The 16,811-nt window shown below is 46.6% G+C and carries 16 protein-coding genes and 2 pseudogenes; 8 read left to right on the top strand and 10 right to left on the bottom strand.

Translation table 11 applies throughout. From position 1 onward, the window contains the following. Window positions 1-76: 76 nt before the first annotated feature. A complete protein-coding gene (locus NSQ83_RS04340) occupies window positions 77-1,339 on the bottom strand; it encodes a pectate lyase (RefSeq protein ID WP_029726877.1) in 1,263 nt (420 codons plus the stop codon). 190 nt (window positions 1,340-1,529) lie between these two features. Further along, entirely contained in the window at window positions 1,530-1,877 is a 348-nt protein-coding gene (locus NSQ83_RS04335; RefSeq protein ID WP_003233729.1) for a general stress protein, read from the bottom strand. 243 nt (window positions 1,878-2,120) lie between these two features. Between NSQ83_RS04335 and NSQ83_RS04330 the strand changes: the two genes are divergently transcribed. From NSQ83_RS04330 to NSQ83_RS04305, 6 genes are all read left to right on the top strand, one after another. After that, window positions 2,121-2,489, top strand: coding sequence for a YfmB family protein (locus NSQ83_RS04330; RefSeq protein WP_029726878.1), 369 nt, complete (start codon window positions 2,121-2,123; stop codon window positions 2,487-2,489). 109 nt (window positions 2,490-2,598) lie between these two features. After that, the gene (gene yfmC / locus NSQ83_RS04325) at window positions 2,599-3,546 is read left to right on the top strand and encodes a Fe(3+)-citrate ABC transporter substrate-binding protein YfmC (RefSeq protein ID WP_003243996.1); all 948 of its coding nucleotides are present in this window, start codon (window positions 2,599-2,601) and stop codon (window positions 3,544-3,546) included. A 71-nt stretch (window positions 3,547-3,617) separates the two neighbouring features. Then, window positions 3,618-4,619 (top strand): Fe(3+) dicitrate ABC transporter permease FecD, encoded by a 1,002-nt coding sequence (gene fecD / locus NSQ83_RS04320; RefSeq protein ID WP_033883245.1) that lies wholly within the window; start codon window positions 3,618-3,620, stop codon window positions 4,617-4,619. Next, a complete protein-coding gene (gene yfmE, locus NSQ83_RS04315; RefSeq protein WP_003243506.1) occupies window positions 4,616-5,617 on the top strand; it encodes a Fe(3+)-citrate ABC transporter permease YfmE in 1,002 nt (333 codons plus the stop codon). Before fecD ends, yfmE begins: the two co-directional genes overlap by 4 nt. 12 nt (window positions 5,618-5,629) lie before the next feature. Next, window positions 5,630-6,430 carry a Fe(3+)-citrate ABC transporter ATP-binding protein YfmF gene (gene yfmF / locus NSQ83_RS04310; RefSeq protein WP_003233737.1) on the top strand — a complete coding sequence of 267 codons (801 nt, stop codon included), beginning with the start codon at window positions 5,630-5,632 and terminating at the stop codon, window positions 6,428-6,430. A 103-nt stretch (window positions 6,431-6,533) separates the two neighbouring features. Beyond that, the gene (locus NSQ83_RS04305) at window positions 6,534-7,553 is read left to right on the top strand and encodes an NADP-dependent oxidoreductase (RefSeq protein WP_116316378.1); all 1,020 of its coding nucleotides are present in this window, start codon (window positions 6,534-6,536) and stop codon (window positions 7,551-7,553) included. Between the two features lie 52 nt (window positions 7,554-7,605). On the opposite strand, the gene NSQ83_RS04300 is transcribed toward NSQ83_RS04305, so the two are convergent. Continuing rightward, entirely contained in the window at window positions 7,606-8,052 is a 447-nt protein-coding gene (locus tag NSQ83_RS04300) for a GNAT family N-acetyltransferase (protein ID WP_015252579.1), read from the bottom strand. Between the two features lie 67 nt (window positions 8,053-8,119). Further along, window positions 8,120-9,250, bottom strand: coding sequence for a DEAD/DEAH box helicase (locus NSQ83_RS04295; RefSeq protein ID WP_198878923.1), 1,131 nt, complete (start codon window positions 9,248-9,250; stop codon window positions 8,120-8,122). 172 nt (window positions 9,251-9,422) lie between these two features. Here NSQ83_RS04295 and NSQ83_RS04290 point away from each other — a divergent pair, with 172 nt between their 5' ends. Further along, window positions 9,423-10,979, top strand: coding sequence for an ABC-F family ATP-binding cassette domain-containing protein (locus NSQ83_RS04290; protein ID WP_014476110.1), 1,557 nt, complete (start codon window positions 9,423-9,425; stop codon window positions 10,977-10,979). A 125-nt stretch (window positions 10,980-11,104) separates the two neighbouring features. On the opposite strand, the pseudogene NSQ83_RS04285 reads toward NSQ83_RS04290, so the two are convergent. After that, window positions 11,105-11,251 (bottom strand): annotated as a pseudogene (locus NSQ83_RS04285) (hypothetical protein); the annotation flags it as partial. A 104-nt stretch (window positions 11,252-11,355) separates the two neighbouring features. On the opposite strand from NSQ83_RS04285, the pseudogene NSQ83_RS04280 reads away from it, so the two are divergent. Continuing rightward, window positions 11,356-11,512: pseudogene (locus NSQ83_RS04280) on the top strand (GNAT family N-acetyltransferase); the annotation flags it as partial. A 35-nt stretch (window positions 11,513-11,547) separates the two neighbouring features. Here NSQ83_RS04280 and NSQ83_RS04275 read toward each other — a convergent pair. From NSQ83_RS04275 to NSQ83_RS04255, 5 genes are all read right to left on the bottom strand, one after another. Continuing rightward, entirely contained in the window at window positions 11,548-12,738 is a 1,191-nt protein-coding gene (locus NSQ83_RS04275) for an MFS transporter (RefSeq protein ID WP_003233759.1), read from the bottom strand. A gap of 65 nt (window positions 12,739-12,803) precedes the next feature. Beyond that, a complete protein-coding gene (locus tag NSQ83_RS04270) occupies window positions 12,804-13,226 on the bottom strand; it encodes a MerR family transcriptional regulator (protein ID WP_014479143.1) in 423 nt (140 codons plus the stop codon). Window positions 13,227-13,350: 124 nt separating this feature from the next. Further along, window positions 13,351-13,797: a YfmQ family protein gene (locus NSQ83_RS04265; RefSeq protein ID WP_029317505.1), complete on the bottom strand. Its 447-nt coding sequence runs from the start codon at window positions 13,795-13,797 to the stop codon at window positions 13,351-13,353. A 122-nt stretch (window positions 13,798-13,919) separates the two neighbouring features. Continuing rightward, entirely contained in the window at window positions 13,920-15,809 is a 1,890-nt protein-coding gene (locus NSQ83_RS04260) for an ABC-F family ATP-binding cassette domain-containing protein (protein ID WP_088467573.1), read from the bottom strand. Between the two features lie 133 nt (window positions 15,810-15,942). Further along, complete coding sequence (locus NSQ83_RS04255) at window positions 15,943-16,803, bottom strand: methyl-accepting chemotaxis protein (protein WP_003233767.1); 861 nt, start codon at window positions 16,801-16,803, stop codon at window positions 15,943-15,945. Window positions 16,804-16,811 lie beyond the last annotated feature (8 nt).

The following is a 16,811-nucleotide window of genomic DNA, read 5'->3' as shown; positions in this document are numbered from 1 at the left end:
CTCCTTAACTAAGTTAATAAACATTTTAATTAATTAAAAAACACAAAGGTTAGCACCCTTTGTGTTTTTCACTTTCTTAATTTAATTTACCCGCACCCGCTTGATTTATAACATTTGATTTCACATTAGCAGAAGCATCAATCGATCCATGCAGAGACGGCGTCCAGCCGACAGAAGAGCTCAGCCCGTTTGCAGCCGATGCGTTGATCTGTGTGCCGTTCAGCAACGTGCCGGAGTCATATAAAGCCGTTCCCCCGCTGAATACGCTGATCGTTTTAGCAGCTGACAGTCCCGGTACGTCAATGACATTGTTTTGGGCATAGATTTTAGATGACTTTCCGATTCCCCATGCATAGCTAAAAGGATAACTTGAAGAGCTTGTGCTTCCTTCATAATAGTTGTTGTATACGTGCACTTGCCCGAAGCGGACTCTCGGCGCGCGCTGGACAATATTTTGATAGCGGTTATGATGCAGCGTAATTTTTAATTTGCCGTCATCGGAGGTTTTGCTGTCACTTGATCCGAAAATGGAGCTTTTATCATGATCGTGATAATAGTTATAGGACATCGTGATATAGTTAGCACCGTTGGAAGCATCCGTTTGGCCGTCATGGTGCTGATATTTTCTTCCATAATATTTCGGTGATGTGCTGTCCGGACGCGAACCGTCATTAAATGTACAGTGATCAATCCAGATGTGTGTGCCGCCGTTTATCGTGATGTTGTCGTATTGTGAGTTCCAGTTCCCTGAGCTTCCGTCAGTCGGATCCCATTGCGGAAAATAGTCATAGGCATCCTGGAATTCAATGTTGCGAATAATGACGTTATCACTCTTGATTTGGAAGTTTCCTCCCACGACTTTAGCGTTAGTCCCTGAACCGACGATCGTCGTGTTTGCAGGAATATCGACCATGACCCGTGCTTTTTGGTTTTTCTGCGAGCGTGCTCTCGCTTCTTCTTGTGTGCCCGACGGCTCTTTTTTGCCCCATGTGCTAGGATCATAGGCTTTCAAATATTTGTCCAAATCATACTCCGGATCTTTATAGTCATTTAGGCCAAGCGGCTTCAGATTGTCATCCACGTTCATGTCAATCGTTCCCTTGATATAAATGATTTTTGGCGTTGTGTTCGTTTCCTTCCCTAATGCCGAGACAAGCTGGTTTCTGTTGCTGACGGTATACACATTTGAGGAGGATGCTTTTGATCCGCCTGTCGTGCCGGTCGAGTACGCGCCCCAGCCATCATTGGATCCCAACGTCTGGTGGCCTAAATCAGCTGCGTTCGCGCCAGCTGGAGTCAATCCTAAAAACAGAGCCGTAGCTAACATCACTTTTTTCATCCACTATGTACCCCCATTTTCTATTTTGTGAGATTTTATTCCAATTTATCACAAAAATATAATAGCAAATTGAGGGACATGCAGAACCGAAAATGTTCCGCTATCCTATTGCGGCATTCTGCAAAATACCACCGCAAAGACCGCAAAAAAACCAAAAGGCCAACACTGGCCTTTTGGTTTTTTCCCTGCTTTATGCCCAAGCTTTCACTTTTTCGTTATCTGTCACAAAGAGAAGCACTTTTCCTTCATCTAAGCGTTTTTCAAATTGAGCGGCTTCATCTTCAGAAAAACCGATTTCGTGAATTTTATTGCGGAGCTCGTCTCCTTTTTTATTGAAGATATTTCCCACCGCGTGCTTGAAACCTGTTTCTTTGGCTCCGATCGTATTGGCATTCGTGTTGTCTGCCAGGCGTTCCGTTCTGTCATCGTCGTGAGCTAAGACGTATACATCCTCTTTCGCAACACCCATTTTCTGCAATTCCTCTACATCCTTCATGAGCTGTTCGTCATTTGTATACTCTTTTACAACTGGTTTCATGTCGATATTCCTCCTTCATGTTTTCTATATTTCTTTCATACCCGATCGTCTGTACCTGAAACAGATTCCAGAACATTAAAGAGAAAAACAGGAGGAATGGTAGTAGCTATTTGTTTTCCGTCCATGGTAAAGTGATAGGAACGGGACTTATTTTCAGAAAAATCAAAATTAAAGAGAAGCCGCTGCACGGAGCACACGACCATGAAACGCTACCTTTATCCGTACGAGCAGGAGGTATGTCTAATGCAATACTTTTCACCAGAACAGCAATACAATGCTTGGATTGTGAGTGATTTAGTCAAACAGATTTTCCATAAGCGTGCCGGATGTTCACCAGGAATTCACGAGCTTGCGGTTTTTGCCGAGGAACATTTTCATATCGATATCGACTTTGTTTTCTCGATTATCATGAATATCGGCGACATTGAATTTGCACTAACAGATGAAATAGAAAAGAAATTGTCCGGTTATCTCAGCACTCTCCTTCCTTATGTCACTGCTGATATGTTCGAAACCTCTAAAGCCAACGCCCATGCGTTTTTGTCTCGAAGACACGGTAACGCTTCAAACCACTTATTTGTGTCTGATGATGCTTTCATGAGAAAGCAGTAAAAAACGCAGCTTTCTTTACTAAAAAAATATTGACATGATAAGCCATGCTATTATAGTGTTACATGTGATAATGATTCTCATTACTAAATCTGAAAAAAGGAAGAATGACATGCGCACCTATTCTAACAAGTTGATTGCCATCATGAGTGTTTTATTGCTCGCCTGCCTCATTGTATCCGGCTGTTCATCAAGCCAGAATAACAACGGAAGCGGCAAAAGCGAGTCTAAGGATTCCAGAGTGATCCATGACGAAGAAGGAAAAACGACAGTAAGCGGCACACCTAAGCGGGTGGTTGTGCTTGAGCTTTCATTCTTGGATGCCGTTCACAATCTCGGCATTACGCCGGTGGGCATCGCCGATGACAACAAAAAAGATATGATTAAAAAGCTTGTCGGCAGCTCCATTGATTACACATCTGTAGGCACACGCAGCGAACCCAATCTTGAGGTCATCAGTTCCTTGAAGCCTGATTTAATCATCGCTGACGCTGAGCGCCATAAAAACATTTATAAACAGCTGAAAAAAATCGCCCCGACGATTGAATTAAAAAGCCGTGAAGCGACATATGACGAAACGATCGACAGCTTTACGACCATTGCTAAAGCATTAAATAAAGAAGATGAAGGAAAAGAAAAGCTTGCCGAGCACAAAAAAGTCATCAACGATCTAAAAGCCGAACTTCCGAAAGATGAAAACCGCAACATCGTTCTCGGCGTTGCAAGAGCGGATTCCTTCCAGCTTCATACATCATCATCCTATGACGGAGAAATCTTTAAAATGCTCGGCTTTACACACGCTGTGAAGTCAGATAACGCCTATCAAGAGGTCAGCCTTGAGCAATTGAGCAAAATCGATCCTGATATTTTGTTCATCTCAGCCAACGAAGGCAAAACCATTGTAGATGAGTGGAAAACGAACCCGCTCTGGAAAAATCTCAAAGCGGTGAAAAATGGACAAGTCTATGATGCGGACCGTGACACTTGGACAAGATTCAGAGGCATCAAGTCTAGTGAAACAAGCGCCAAAGATGTGCTTAAAAAAGTGTATAATAAATAGGACAAATGAGAAGCGAGGGGAATCCTTGCTTCTTCGTTTTTGCAACCAGACGCAGTAAGGAAGTGAGACTGTTGTATCAATCAGCCAAACGGCGCTCATCATCAAGACTGATGATGTTCATCATTGCACTGATTATTTTTATATTTGGGCTTGGGCTGAATCTTTCAGTAGGAGCCTCAGACATCGGCATCATAGATTCATTGAAATATCTTTTTGTATGGGACGGTTCAAAGGAACAGCTCATCATCTCTACTCTTCGCCTTCCCCGCACATTAATCGGCGTTTTTGTCGGCGCCAGCCTAGCTGTAGCAGGGGCGCTGATGCAGGCTATGACCAGAAATCCTCTGGCTTCACCCCAAATTTTCGGTGTGAATGCGGGTGCATCGCTTTTTGTTGTTGCTTCTCTCGTCATTCTGCCGGCATCGCCCTATTCATCTGTTATATTCGCTTTTGCGGGTGCGGCAGCAGGCGGCGCGATTGTATATATGATTGCCTCATCCGGCGGAATGACACCTGTCAAGCTGGCGCTGTCAGGAATGGCCGTGCACTTGTTCCTCTCCTCTATGACACAGGCCATCATTATTTTAAATGAGTCAGGTGAGGATGTTCTGTACTGGATGACAGGCGCAATCGACGGCAGCAACTGGCAGGATGTCATAACCATCGCTCCGTTTTCTGTCATTGGCATCGGGCTTGCCCTCGTATTTTCCGGTTCTGTTTCTGTTCTCGGTCTCGGAGACGAAACAGCAAAAGGGCTTGGACAAAATATGAACGGCATCCGGATTCTGATCAGTTTGATTATTTTAATCCTTTCCGGCGCTTCCGTAGCCGTCGCCGGGCCGATTGGCTTTGTCGGGCTGCTCGTCCCGCATATTGTCCGCAAGCTGATCGGAGAACATTATCAATACGTGCTTCCGTTTTCGGCACTGTTCGGTGCCATTTTGCTGGTGTACGCAGATGTTCTGGCCAGATGGATTGCATTTCCTTATGAATCACCGGTCGGCATTGTCACCGCAATTATCGGAACGCCGTTTTTCTTATATTTGGCAAGGAAAGGGCGGCATCTGAAATGAAGAAAACAACCAGAAAACAAAAACGCCCCTTGCTGGCGATACTCATATTGGCCGTGATTTTAATCGTTCTGTCCGTCATCAGCATTGGAATCGGTGCATTATACATTTCACCTGATGCGGTAGTGACGAATCTGCTGGGACTGGATCATTCCTTTGAATTTATCATCCAGCAATATCGTCTGCCCCGCATTATATTAGCGATTTTGGCCGGTGCTGGGCTTGCCGCTGCCGGAGCGATTTTACAGGGTGTGATCCGAAATCCGCTCGCTTCCCCGGACGTTGTCGGCATTTCAAAAGGCTCCGGACTTGCAGCGATGGCTGTGATTCTCATCTTTCCTGAGTCGCCGGTATACGTGCTTCCGTTCTCCGCATTTGCCGGAGCCGCCATTATTGCTGTACTATTATTAATGATAGCCCGAAAAAAGAGCATTCAGCCCTCTTCACTGGCTTTATCAGGCATTGCTTTAGGCGCGGTCTGCCACGCCGGAATGCAATATATGATGGTCAAGTTTCCAGGCGACGTGAATGCTGCACTCATTTGGCTGACAGGAAGCCTCTGGGGAAGAAACTGGGAAGAAGTCAAGCTGCTTGCGCCATGGCTTTTGATTCTTTTTCCGATCGTCTGCATACTCATACCGAAGCTGGATCTTATGTCACTCGGGGATGAGCTTGCACAGGGTCTCGGAGAAAACGCAAACCGGCTGAGATTCATCCTGATTTTCACCGCGGTGGCGCTGGCGGGAAGCTGTGTAGCCGTCGTCGGCTCAATCGGTTTTATCGGCTTGCTTGCTCCGCATATCGCCAGACGGCTTACCGGAGAAAAAGCTAAATATTTACTGCCTGCATCGGCATTGATTGGTGCTATTATATTATTAATTGCAGATACGTTAGGGCGCGGCATCATGCCTCCGGTTGAAATACCTGCCGGAATACTGACAGCCGTGATCGGCGCGCCTTATTTCTTATATTTATTGAAATTCGAAGCGAGGAAACAGTAGGGAGAGGATACCATGGGAAAACTGGCTGCAGACCAGCTCACTCTTTCATATGACAGTACAGTGATTATTGACGGAGTCGACTTAAAGATAGAAGAAGGAAAAATCACTGCGCTCATCGGCGCTAATGGCTGCGGTAAATCAACAATCCTCAAATCGCTCGCCAGGCTGATGGCCCCGAAAAGCGGTACAGTGCTACTAGAAGGAAAAGACATCCACCGCCAGCCATCAAAAGAAGTCGCAAAAAAACTGGCCATTCTTCCACAATCTCCTCAAGCTCCTGAAGGATTGACGGTAGAGGAATTATGCTATTTTGGCAGACATCCTCACAAAAAGCTGTTATCCAAGCATACCCAAGAGGATCATGACATGGTAGAGTGGGCGCTGGAAGCAACGGGCATGATTGAACTGAAGGATCGGACGCTGGATGCCCTTTCAGGCGGCCAAAGACAAAGAGCCTGGATTTCCATGGCACTTGCGCAAGGCACTGATTTGCTTTTGCTTGATGAGCCGACCACGTATTTAGACATCTCACATCAGATTGAAGTGCTTGAACTGCTGAAAAAGCTGAACCGCGACCATGGCCGCACCGTTGTCATGGTGCTCCATGATTTAAACCAAGCCGCTCAATATGCTGACTATCTGATCAGTGTGCTGGACGGAAAAATATACAACGCCGGAACACCGGAAGATGTGTTCACCCAGCCATTTTTCCGTGAAGTCTTCGGCTTGGAATGCTGCATCATGAGAAGCCCGATCGACCAGAAGCCAATGTGCCTGCCGACAGGACTGTGCCCGAAACTACGGGCGAAATGAAAAGGAGAGGAGCCCCTCTCCTTTTTTGTATGCCAGCTTACCTTTTGTATTTCCTCTCCTGTCCATGTTACAGTGGTGTCAACCAAGTGATAGGAGGATGAAAATGACAGCATCTCAGCAGCAAATTCAATTAGCAAGACGTCCACAAGGTATTCCTGTTCATGAAGACTTTCGCTTTGAAACCATTCCGGTTCCTGAACCCAAGCAAGGGGAAGTGCTTGTCAAAACGCTTTATGTATCGGTTGACCCTTATATGCGCGGCCGTATGCAGGATACGAAGTCATATGTTGAGCCGTTCGCCTTGGATAAAGCGCTTTCTGGCGGGGTTATCGCTGAAGTTGTGTCAGACGGGAATCATCTGAAAAAAGGCGATATCGTCATCGGAAATCTCAGCTGGCAGGAATTTTCCGCTGTGAGCGAGTCTGCCTTGCGAAAAATTGATACAAGCCTTGCTCCCGCTTCGGCCTATCTCGGCATTTTGGGAATGACCGGCTTAACAGCATACTTCGGATTGCTGGACATCGGACGCCCGAAGGAAGGCGAAACCGTGGTTGTCTCCGGAGCTGCTGGAGCCGTCGGTTCAACAGTCGGGCAAATTGCCAAAATCAAAGGCGCGCGAGTCGTCGGCATCGCGGGCTCTGATGAAAAAATCGACTATTTAAAACAGGAGCTTCAGTTTGACGAAGCCATCAATTACAAAACAGCGGATGATATCCAAAAAGCGCTTCAAAACGCTTGTCCTGACGGTGTCGATGTGTATTTTGACAATGTCGGCGGACCGATTTCAGACGCGGTGATGAATCTGCTCAATGAATTTGCCCGCATTCCGGTGTGCGGCGCCATTTCTTCCTATAACGCAAAAAGCGAAGCAGATGACATGGGCCCTCGTGTCCAATCAAAACTCATTAAAACGAAGTCGCTGATGCAAGGCTTTATCGTAAGCGACTACTCCGATCGTTTTTCTGAGGGAGCAAAACAGCTGGCCGAATGGCTGAATGCTGGTAAACTCCATTACGAGGAAACCATCACAGAAGGCTTCGAAAACATTCCTGACGCGTTTCTCGGTTTATTTAAGGGAGAAAATAAAGGGAAACAGCTGATCAAGGTCAGTGATCCGAGCTGAATGAAGATGAAAACGGGAGGGCTTTTTGCCCTCCTTTTGTGTTTCGATGAGATCAGTTGCGAAGAATCAGCGTAAGAAAACCATCTTCATCAGGTTCCGTGTCTTCTAAAGTGAATCCTGCTGCTTGAAAGCAAGCTAAACTGATTCGATTGTCTTCTTCAATGCATGCCACCCATTCTCGCACGCTAGTAAAATCAGGTTCGGTCATCAGCTTTTGCAGTATCCGTTTTCCGTACCCTTGAAGCCGGTACAAAGGATTGACGATCAATCCAATATACGTCCGCTCCTCTCCGAACTCAATAACGACCATCCCTGCCGGCAGCTGTCCATCATACGCCATGATGACAGTATCGTGTTTATCTTTATTTACTCGTGCGTACCACTCATCTAATGGCAGCATCCCATCCATTCTCCGTCTGGTATCCTCATTCTCAAACCAGTGTTCAAGTATTTTCAGCTCTGGCTCCTGCATTACTTGAAACCTGTCTATTGAAGCCATTTTCCCACCTCTGCGCAAAATCTTTTCTATTATTTTACAACAAAAAAAGGGCTTTCCGCCCTCCTTTTTATTTCGTCTTCAGTTTTCCGCCTGCATACACAGCTTCACTCAGCTCAACACCAAGCTTCTTCGCCATTTTTTTCAGCTTTGATTCCTCCAATTTTGTCACAAGGCTCAGCACGTTGCCTTCTTTTCCGGCCCGGCCTGTTCGTCCTGATCTGTGGACATAGCCATCTTCATCTGGAATATCAGCATGAATCACGTATGGCAGGTTTTCAATGTCTAAACCGCGTGCGGCAATGTCAGTCGCCAATAAAAGAGGAAACTCTCCGTTTTCGAATGCGGCAATGATTTTCGCCCGCTCCATTTTTTTCGCTTCGCTGTGCAAAACGCCGAGTTCAACGTGGTGATATGCCAGCTTTTCCGCATATACACTCAGGTTGCCAATGTCTCTCACAAATACGAGTGCCTGCATGCCTTCAAGCCTTGACAGCTTTTGCAGCAGCTTTACTTTGTCACGCTGGTCACAAATGAGATATTGATGCTTCACTTTCCCTGCCTCTGCCTTGCTTCGCTGCACCTTCAACACCTCAGGCTCTTGCGCCAATTCGCGGAGCACATCCTCTGTTTCCTTTTTAAGCGTGGCAGAGAAACATAGAAGCTGGCGGTCTCTTAATGTCGTTTTAATAATTTGTTTGATCGTCTCGCGATGCTCCGGCAGGATAAGCTGATCCGCTTCATCAAGTACAATCGTTTTCACTTCATGCATTTTGAGTTTCTTTGCTTTAATCAGTTCAAATACCCTGCCTGGCGTGCCGACAATGATATGCGGATGTTTCTTTAGCTTATCGACCTGCTTCTTCACATTCGCCCCGCCGATTAAGGAAGCCGCGCGCAGCTCTGAGCCCGCTTTCCAATCCTGAATCACCTGAAAAATCTGCATCACCAGCTCACGGGAAGGCGCTAAAATCACCGCCTGCGGATGCTTTTGCTCTGGTTTGATCCGCTCCAAGACCGGCAGCGCATACGCCAGCGTCTTCCCTGTGCCTGTCGGCGATTCTGCAATGACATCCTTTCCGTCCATGATCAGCTGGGCTGCCTGCTCTTGAACAGGGGTTGGCGTTTGAAAGCCGGAAGCATTCCAATTCTCTTGTATAAATGATTGTGCATTATGTAAAAATGGCCAAGTTTGCGTCATTTTGTTCTCCTCAATTCCTGAAATCTATTCCATAGTATCTCAAAACCTCGCCCGGAACGCAATTTTTCTTTTTCTTTCCTATACCTTTCAACATTCCGAATCCTCCTTTATAATCAAAAGGGTGAATATTACACGCCGATTGTGCGTGTTTGATAACGATAGAGGTGTAAACATGAGTATTTTATCTGTAAAGGATTTAAGCCACGGCTTCGGGGACCGGGCCATTTTTAATAACGTTTCCTTCCGCCTGTTAAAAGGCGAGCACGTCGGCTTGATCGGCGCAAACGGTGAAGGAAAGTCAACCTTCATGAATATTATTACCGGAAAGCTTGAACCTGATGAGGGAAAAGTCGAGTGGTCAAAAAACGTCCGTGTCGGATACCTTGATCAGCATACCGTGCTGGAAAAAGGAAAATCTATTCGCGACGTCCTGAAAGATGCATTCCATTATTTATTTGCGATGGAAGAGGAAATGAACGAGATATACAACAAAATGGGCGAGGCTGATCCCGATGAGCTCGAGAAGCTGCTTGAAGAAGTCGGCGTCATTCAAGACGCGCTGACAAACAATGATTTTTATGTCATTGATTCCAAGGTGGAGGAAATTGCCCGCGGTCTCGGTTTGAGCGATATCGGTTTAGAGCGAGATGTCACCGATTTGAGCGGCGGACAGCGCACAAAGGTCCTTCTCGCTAAGCTGCTCCTTGAAAAGCCGGAAATTCTGCTTCTCGATGAGCCGACCAACTATCTTGATGAACAGCATATTGAATGGCTGAAACGCTACCTGCAGGAATACGAGAACGCGTTCATCCTGATTTCCCACGATATTCCGTTCTTGAATAGTGTCATCAACCTGATTTATCACGTTGAAAATCAAGAGCTGACACGCTATGTCGGCGACTACCATCAGTTTATGGAAGTCTACGAGGTGAAGAAACAACAGCTTGAAGCGGCCTATAAAAAGCAGCAGCAGGAAGTCGCAGAGCTGAAGGATTTCGTCGCCCGCAACAAAGCGCGCGTCAGCACGAGAAACATGGCGATGTCCCGCCAAAAGAAACTCGATAAGATGGATATGATCGAGCTTGCGGCAGAAAAGCCAAAGCCGGAATTCCACTTTAAGCCGGCGAGAACGTCAGGCAAGCTGATTTTTGAAACGAAGGACCTCGTGATCGGTTACGATTCCCCGCTGTCCCGTCCGCTCAACCTCCGCATGGAGCGCGGCCAAAAAATCGCCCTTTACGGCGCAAACGGGATCGGAAAAACGACGTTGTTGAAAAGTTTGCTTGGTGAAATCCAGCCGCTCGAAGGCTCTGTAGAACGCGGTGAGCACATCTATACCGGCTATTTCGAGCAAGAGGTCAAGGAAACAAACAACAATACGTGCATCGAAGAAGTATGGAGCGAATTCCCTTCTTATACGCAGTATGAAATCCGTGCCGCTCTGGCAAAATGCGGACTGACGACAAAGCATATCGAAAGCCGCGTCTCCGTATTAAGCGGAGGCGAAAAAGCGAAAGTCAGATTGTGCAAGCTAATCAACTCAGAAACAAACCTGCTGGTGCTCGATGAGCCGACAAACCACTTGGATGTCGATGCCAAGGAAGAGCTCAAGCGCGCCCTGAAAGAATATAAAGGCTCCATTCTGCTCATTTCCCACGAGCCAGACTTTTATATGGATATTGCGACAGAAACGTGGAACTGCGAGTCTTGGACGACGAAAGTGCTTTAATTTATAAAAAAACCCGCCTGCTAAAGGGCGGGTTTTTACTGCCATTTATTCTGAACGATTCTCAAAAGCTCTCTGTCTTTTAAAATGAGCTGCAATGGAGATGTGAATTCATCAAGTGTCAAGCCCTCTTTTGGCAGACAGCTCAAAATCCTCCTCATCTTCCCAAGCGGTAAACCACTCGACCGAGAAAAGCTGTTTTTCATGACGCTGTGTATGTATTAATAGAGCGTTTCTAAACATTTATGATCATATTCGTCAGGTTTTGCCTTCATGGCAAACGTCCCCTCTACAGCATGAACCATCACTTGAAATGGCAATCGTAAATGAACGGACACATTCTCAGCTTCTCCAAGATAAATCCCAGCCGCATCAATGCCTGACCGAAGCGGATGCCAACGAAATTAAAAAAATCTCACTGAATGTCCTGGAAACAAACGAAAGGATTTGAAGCAGAAGGAATCTTAAAAAAGGAGAAATTGCTTTCTGACGGAAATTACTATAATACGGTAGTAATGGGGAAATTCCACGATTAAAAAAAGACACTGCATCTGTGCAGTGTCTTTCGTTATTAATGCCCCGCCTTAATTCCAGCAAGATGTTTACGTCCCATGAGAAGGACAAGCATGCCGACAAAAACGACGATTCCGCCTACTGTATATGGTGTGCTTGCAGTAAAGTGTTCTGACAGCATTCCTGCAATCCACGGGGCGAGCGCGCCGCCGATGAAGCGGACTGAGCTGTAGGCTGAAGACGCGATTGAACGTTCAACCGGCGCAGAACCCATCACAGCGGTTGTCATAATCGTATTCACCATACCGAGGACTGCACCGGCGACAACGATACATGTAATAATCAAAGTCTGATGGTCTGTCCAGATCCCCATAATAACGAGAATGGCCGCAAAGGCGATAAAGAGAACGACGAGCGAACGCACTGTGCCCAGCGCTTTGTGCACGAGCGGCGCCGTAAAGACTGACGTAATCGCCAGCAGAAGGCCCCAGCCGAAGAAGACATATCCAAGACCGTGTTCATCTAAATCCAGAACGAACGGAGAATAAGCAAGCAAAATAAAAAATCCAAAGTTGTATAAGAATGCCGATACCGCCATTGTTAAAAGGCCTTTATATTTTAGCGCCTTCATCGCATCAAACACACCGACGCGTTTCGCCGGTTTCGGCAATTTCGGAAGCATGAAAGAAATCGCGATTAACGCAATAAACATCAGGACAGATACTCCGAAAAACGGTGCGCGCCATGAAATGCTTCCAAGCTCTCCGCCTGCAAGCGGCCCGACGGAAATTCCGAGACCGAGCGCAGCCTCATACAAAATAATCGCTTGGGCGCTTCCTCCGACTGATACACCAACGATGACCGCAAGCGCTGTTGAAATAAACAAAGCATTCCCTAATCCCCAGCCGCCGCGATAGCCGACTAACTGAGCGATTGAGCTTGAGCTGCCGCCAAGCCCCGCAAACACAATAATAAAAATAAGTCCGAGAATTAATGTCCATTTCGCGCCGATGCGGCTGGAAATGGCTCCTGAGAAAAACATCATAAATCCGGTTACAAGCAAATAACTTGTAAACAAGAGTGATACTTCACTAGGTGAAGCATGTAGTTGTGCGGCAATGGCCGGAAGAATTGGATCGACCAGCCCGATTCCCATAAAGGAAATCACACAGGCAAACGCGACAGCCCATACCGCTTTTGGCTGGCTGAGCAAACCCGTTTTCTGATTCACTTGTGTTGTCTTATCCATTTGACCTAACCTCCATCTTTATTCCATTAAAAGAAACGCTACAAAAATAGCGTTTAACAAACTTTTCATTCGATTGATTGAATGGCGCGTTCCGCTTTGCCTTTCATGCCTTGCAGGCGTTCTTTAAAGCTTTGGAATGTGCGGATTTTCTCATCAATCAAACTCAGCTGGTGATTCAGGGTTTCCTGAATTTCCTCCAGTTTTTCTTTCCGTTCCTTTGGATCCAGTGACAACAAATACCCCTCTTTGTTTAACTCTAGCTGGCGGCTGGTTTCCATGAAATGCTGAAGCTCCTGAAGGGAAAAACCGAGCACCTCTTTTGTGCTGATGACTTTCTCAAGCTCCTCCATATCATCCTCTGAATAAAGCCTTACACCGCCGTCTGTCCGTTTCGGCGCCGGAATCAAGCCGATTTCTTCATAAAACCGGATGGTCCGCTTTGTCAGTCCGCTTCTTTTGGCCACTTGATCAATCTTCATCCATTCCAAGGTAAATCCCCCTTCGCCGTTTCTGTTACCATTATACACCTTTTGAACCTTAACGTAAACGTTAAGTTTTAAAAAACAATAAAAAAGACGAGCAGCATAAAGCACCCGTCTTTCACTTTCCTGTTTAAGCTAAACTTCCCGCCACTGACAGAGACTCTTTTTGAAGGCTTTCAGAAAGCACTCGATACGCGATCACTTTCTTCTTGTACTGTTTCACGACGTCGATATGGTCGTCGTAGCGGTACACGAACAGCTTCACGTCTTTTTTTCCTTTTTTTATATCTATCACCAGCGGCGTGCCGCCATTTTCCGGATGTAAATAACGCTCTTCATCACCTGGATAGATATAATATTTTTCCAGGAAGATAGCTTCGTTAAATTGATCAATCACTTTCTGCTTCTCTGCACCCTCGAGGCGTTTTCCATCTAGAGAGAGACTCGCATTTTCGTCACTCAGCTTGGCGTGCACTTCAAATTTGCCGAGCAGCCATTCTATGACGCCTGTAGGAAGACAGGTTAATACGATTTTCACCAGACTCATGAGAATTAACATCACGATCGCCCATGTCATACTTCATCATCTCCGTTAGTTTTCCATGTGCCGCTGACACACAATTTTATCCTAACATAAGCAGGCCGATTCGTTTTTGTCCATTATGTGAAAAAAAGCGCGGCCTGCTGCGGCCACGCTTTTTAGCTTTCCAGTTCTTCGATCATGAGGGACAATTCTGTCCAGCGGTCCATCGCAGCCTCAAGCTCTTCCGCAGTTTTCGCCTGCTCGGCCATCAGCTCTTGGATTTTGCCAAAATCACTGCCTGCTGCGGCGATGTCAGCTTCAAGCTGTTCATGCTTTTCTTCCAGCTGGGCAATTTTATCTTCGATGCCGTCCCATTCCAGCTGGTCTTTGTAAGAAAGCTTTTTCCGTTTTTTCTTCGGCTCGGCTTCAGCCGTTTTTTCCTCAGCTGCTGGTTTTGGGGCCGCTTTTTTCGCTTTTGACTCCTCCATATAGTCGCTGTAGGAGCCTTGAAAGCGGGAAATGACGCCATTTCCTTCAAATACAATCAAACGGTCGACGACGCGGTCAAGGAAATAGCGGTCATGGGATACGGTGATGACGACGCCAGGGAACTGGTCAATATAATCCTCAAGAACGCTTAATGTTTCAGTATCCAAATCGTTCGTCGGCTCATCGAGAAACAGGACATTCGGCTCCTGCATGAGAACCTGAAGCAAGTATAAACGGCGTTTTTCCCCGCCGGACAGCTTGCGGATATACGTCTGCTGCATCGAACGCGGGAAGAGGAAACGCTCGAGCATTTGTTCAGCTGTAATCATATCGCCATCTGCCGTTTTTACGACCTCCGCCGTTTCTTTTATATAGTCAATGACCTTTAACTCACCGTTCATTTCACTATGATCCTGAGTATAGTAGCCGATTCTGACCGTCTGTCCGATCGTAATATCGCCTCCGTCCGGCGTATGACGGCCGGCAAGGGCATTTAACAGCGTTGTTTTCCCGATGCCGTTCGGCCCGATGATCCCGATCCGTTCACCTGGTATGACAAGTTCATTAAAACGGTCGACGAGCATGCGGCCGTCATAAGCGATCATGACGTTCTCCGCTTCAATAACCTGTTTTCCGAGACGGTGCGAGCCAATGGCAAAATCGAGTGAACCTGATGACTGAGGGCCTTTCTGCTCTTTAAGCGTCTCTACCCGGTCAATTCTCGCCTTTTGTTTTGTGGAGCGGGCTTTCGCTCCTCGTCTGAGCCAGGCCAGCTCGCGGCGCAGCAGGTTTTGCCGCTTCGTTTCCTTTTGCTCAGCCTGCGCTTCCCGTTCCGCGCGTTTTTCTAAAAACACTTCATAGTTGCCTTTGTACGTGTAGAGGCTGCCTCTTTCAAGCTCATAAATGCGGTTGGTGACACGGTTTAAGAAATATCTATCGTGCGTCACCAGCATGACGGCGCCGGGATATTGGCTTAAATACCCTTCAAGCCACTCAATCGTTTCATTATCCAAATGGTTTGTCGGCTCGTCCAAAATGAGCAGATCAGCGGGCTGAATTAAGTTTTTGGCAATGGCTACCCGTTTTTTCTGGCCGCCTGAGAGCTCATTGACCGGTTTTGTTACGTCTTTGACGCCCAGCTTAGACAATACGGTTTTTGCCAAGGTGTTTGCATCCCATGCATTGTTTGCGTCCATTTTCGCTTGTGCTGCCAGCAGGTGTTTCTGGCGCTGTTCATTTTCGGGATCTTTCCCCAGTTCATACAGCGCTTTTTCATATTCACGCAAGGTTTTCATCACAGCCGATTCACCGGAATAGATATGCTCCAGCACTGTTTGCCCCGCAGGCAGCTCCGGGTCTTGATGAAGAAATTCGACCTGCACGCTTCCGGATTTCGTGATTTCTCCTTCTTCGGTAGATTCCAAGCCGGCAATCACTTTCAGCAGCGTTGATTTTCCTGTTCCGTTCGGCCCGATTAATCCGATTCTCTCATTCTCTTCAATATGAAAGGAGATATGGTCAAATAATGTTTTATCTCCGTATGTTTTATAAAGATTTTCCGCTTTTAATATGCTCATGGTTCCTATCAATCCTCACGTAAGTTCATGTGTACATTTTAAATCAGCCGCTGGAATAAAACTAGTAAAACGTCAGACGAATTTCATGGAAATGCAGGATAGAAAAAGACCGGGGACATTTGTCCCCGGTCTCTTACTCTTCCTCAAGCGCTTTTTCAGCCATTTTTGCAAGATGCTGCGCGCTTCCTGAAATCTCCTGCATTGTGGCGGAAATTTGTTCAACGGCAGCGGCTTGTCCGTCTGTATGCTGATTAATCGACTCAATGGATTCCTCCAGCCCTTTCAGCAGGCTGTGGATTTTTTTCGTAATCTGGTCAATTTGGCCGACATTTTCTTTTGAATGCGTTGCTAGCTTTCTGATCTCATCTGCGACGACAGAGAAGCCTTTTCCGGACTCCCCTGCTCTTGCCGCTTCGATCGCGGCGTTCAAGCCGAGTAGATTGCTTTGGTCAGAGATGCCTTTAACAGTTACTGAAATATCGGCGATTTCACCGGCACTTTCGCTTACTTTTTTCGCCTGAGAGGAAATGCCCGACATTTGAGTTGAAAACCCGTTAATTGATTCAGAAATGTCGGAAATAGCCGCGGCTGTTTGTTCAACGACAGCTGATAAGCTTTCCGCCACATCATGCAGCTTTGACGACTCCTCAAGGCTCGTTCCGAGGCCGACGCCTCCAATGACTCTTCCATTCTCGTCGTGCAGCGGGATGGCACGCGCGATCAATGGAAAGCCGAACAATTCTTTCGGAACCATACTCGTCTTCTTCTGATTGCTTCGGATGGCATCTGTGATAATATCCCCTTCCTGCAGTGGATCGCCGGCTTTTACGTTCAGCGAAAAGGTTTTGGCCGGTATATTCACGAGCAGTTTTTCCGTATCATAAATGCCGATTGTAATATCATCCTGAACCAGGCTGTTTAAATAAGGGGCTACTTTGATAAATGCGTCCAGAATATCTGCGGTTTCTTTTTCCGTATTTATGGTCAATTCCATTCACTCCT

Origin of the sequence: Bacillus sp. PS217 (assembly GCF_037963535.1) — a bacterium.
GTDB lineage: Bacteria > Bacillota > Bacilli > Bacillales > Bacillaceae > Bacillus > Bacillus subtilis.
This window is presented reverse-complemented; position numbering and strand designations above follow the sequence as displayed.

What these genes read in the sequence shown, in the direction of transcription:
- NSQ83_RS04340 (WP_029726877.1), bottom strand. Translation starts at nt 1,339, where the DNA reads ATGAAAAAAGTGATGTTAGCTACGGCTCTGTTTTTAGGATTGACTCCA.
- NSQ83_RS04305 (WP_116316378.1), top strand. Translation starts at nt 6,534, where the DNA reads ATGACAGCATCTCAGCAGCAAATTCAATTAGCAAGACGTCCACAAGGT.
- NSQ83_RS04295 (WP_198878923.1), bottom strand. Translation starts at nt 9,250, where the DNA reads ATGACGCAAACTTGGCCATTTTTACATAATGCACAATCATTTATACAA.
- NSQ83_RS04260 (WP_088467573.1), bottom strand. Translation starts at nt 15,809, where the DNA reads ATGAGCATATTAAAAGCGGAAAATCTTTATAAAACATACGGAGATAAA.
- NSQ83_RS04275 (WP_003233759.1), bottom strand. Translation starts at nt 12,738, where the DNA reads ATGGATAAGACAACACAAGTGAATCAGAAAACGGGTTTGCTCAGCCAG.
- yfmE (WP_003243506.1), top strand. Translation starts at nt 4,616, where the DNA reads ATGAAGAAAACAACCAGAAAACAAAAACGCCCCTTGCTGGCGATACTC.
- NSQ83_RS04265 (WP_029317505.1), bottom strand. Translation starts at nt 13,797, where the DNA reads ATGACATGGGCGATCGTGATGTTAATTCTCATGAGTCTGGTGAAAATC.
- NSQ83_RS04255 (WP_003233767.1), bottom strand. Translation starts at nt 16,803, where the DNA reads ATGGAATTGACCATAAATACGGAAAAAGAAACCGCAGATATTCTGGAC.
- yfmF (WP_003233737.1), top strand. Translation starts at nt 5,630, where the DNA reads ATGGGAAAACTGGCTGCAGACCAGCTCACTCTTTCATATGACAGTACA.
- yfmC (WP_003243996.1), top strand. Translation starts at nt 2,599, where the DNA reads ATGCGCACCTATTCTAACAAGTTGATTGCCATCATGAGTGTTTTATTG.
- NSQ83_RS04330 (WP_029726878.1), top strand. Translation starts at nt 2,121, where the DNA reads ATGCAATACTTTTCACCAGAACAGCAATACAATGCTTGGATTGTGAGT.
- NSQ83_RS04290 (WP_014476110.1), top strand. Translation starts at nt 9,423, where the DNA reads ATGAGTATTTTATCTGTAAAGGATTTAAGCCACGGCTTCGGGGACCGG.
- NSQ83_RS04335 (WP_003233729.1), bottom strand. Translation starts at nt 1,877, where the DNA reads ATGAAACCAGTTGTAAAAGAGTATACAAATGACGAACAGCTCATGAAG.
- NSQ83_RS04300 (WP_015252579.1), bottom strand. Translation starts at nt 8,052, where the DNA reads ATGGCTTCAATAGACAGGTTTCAAGTAATGCAGGAGCCAGAGCTGAAA.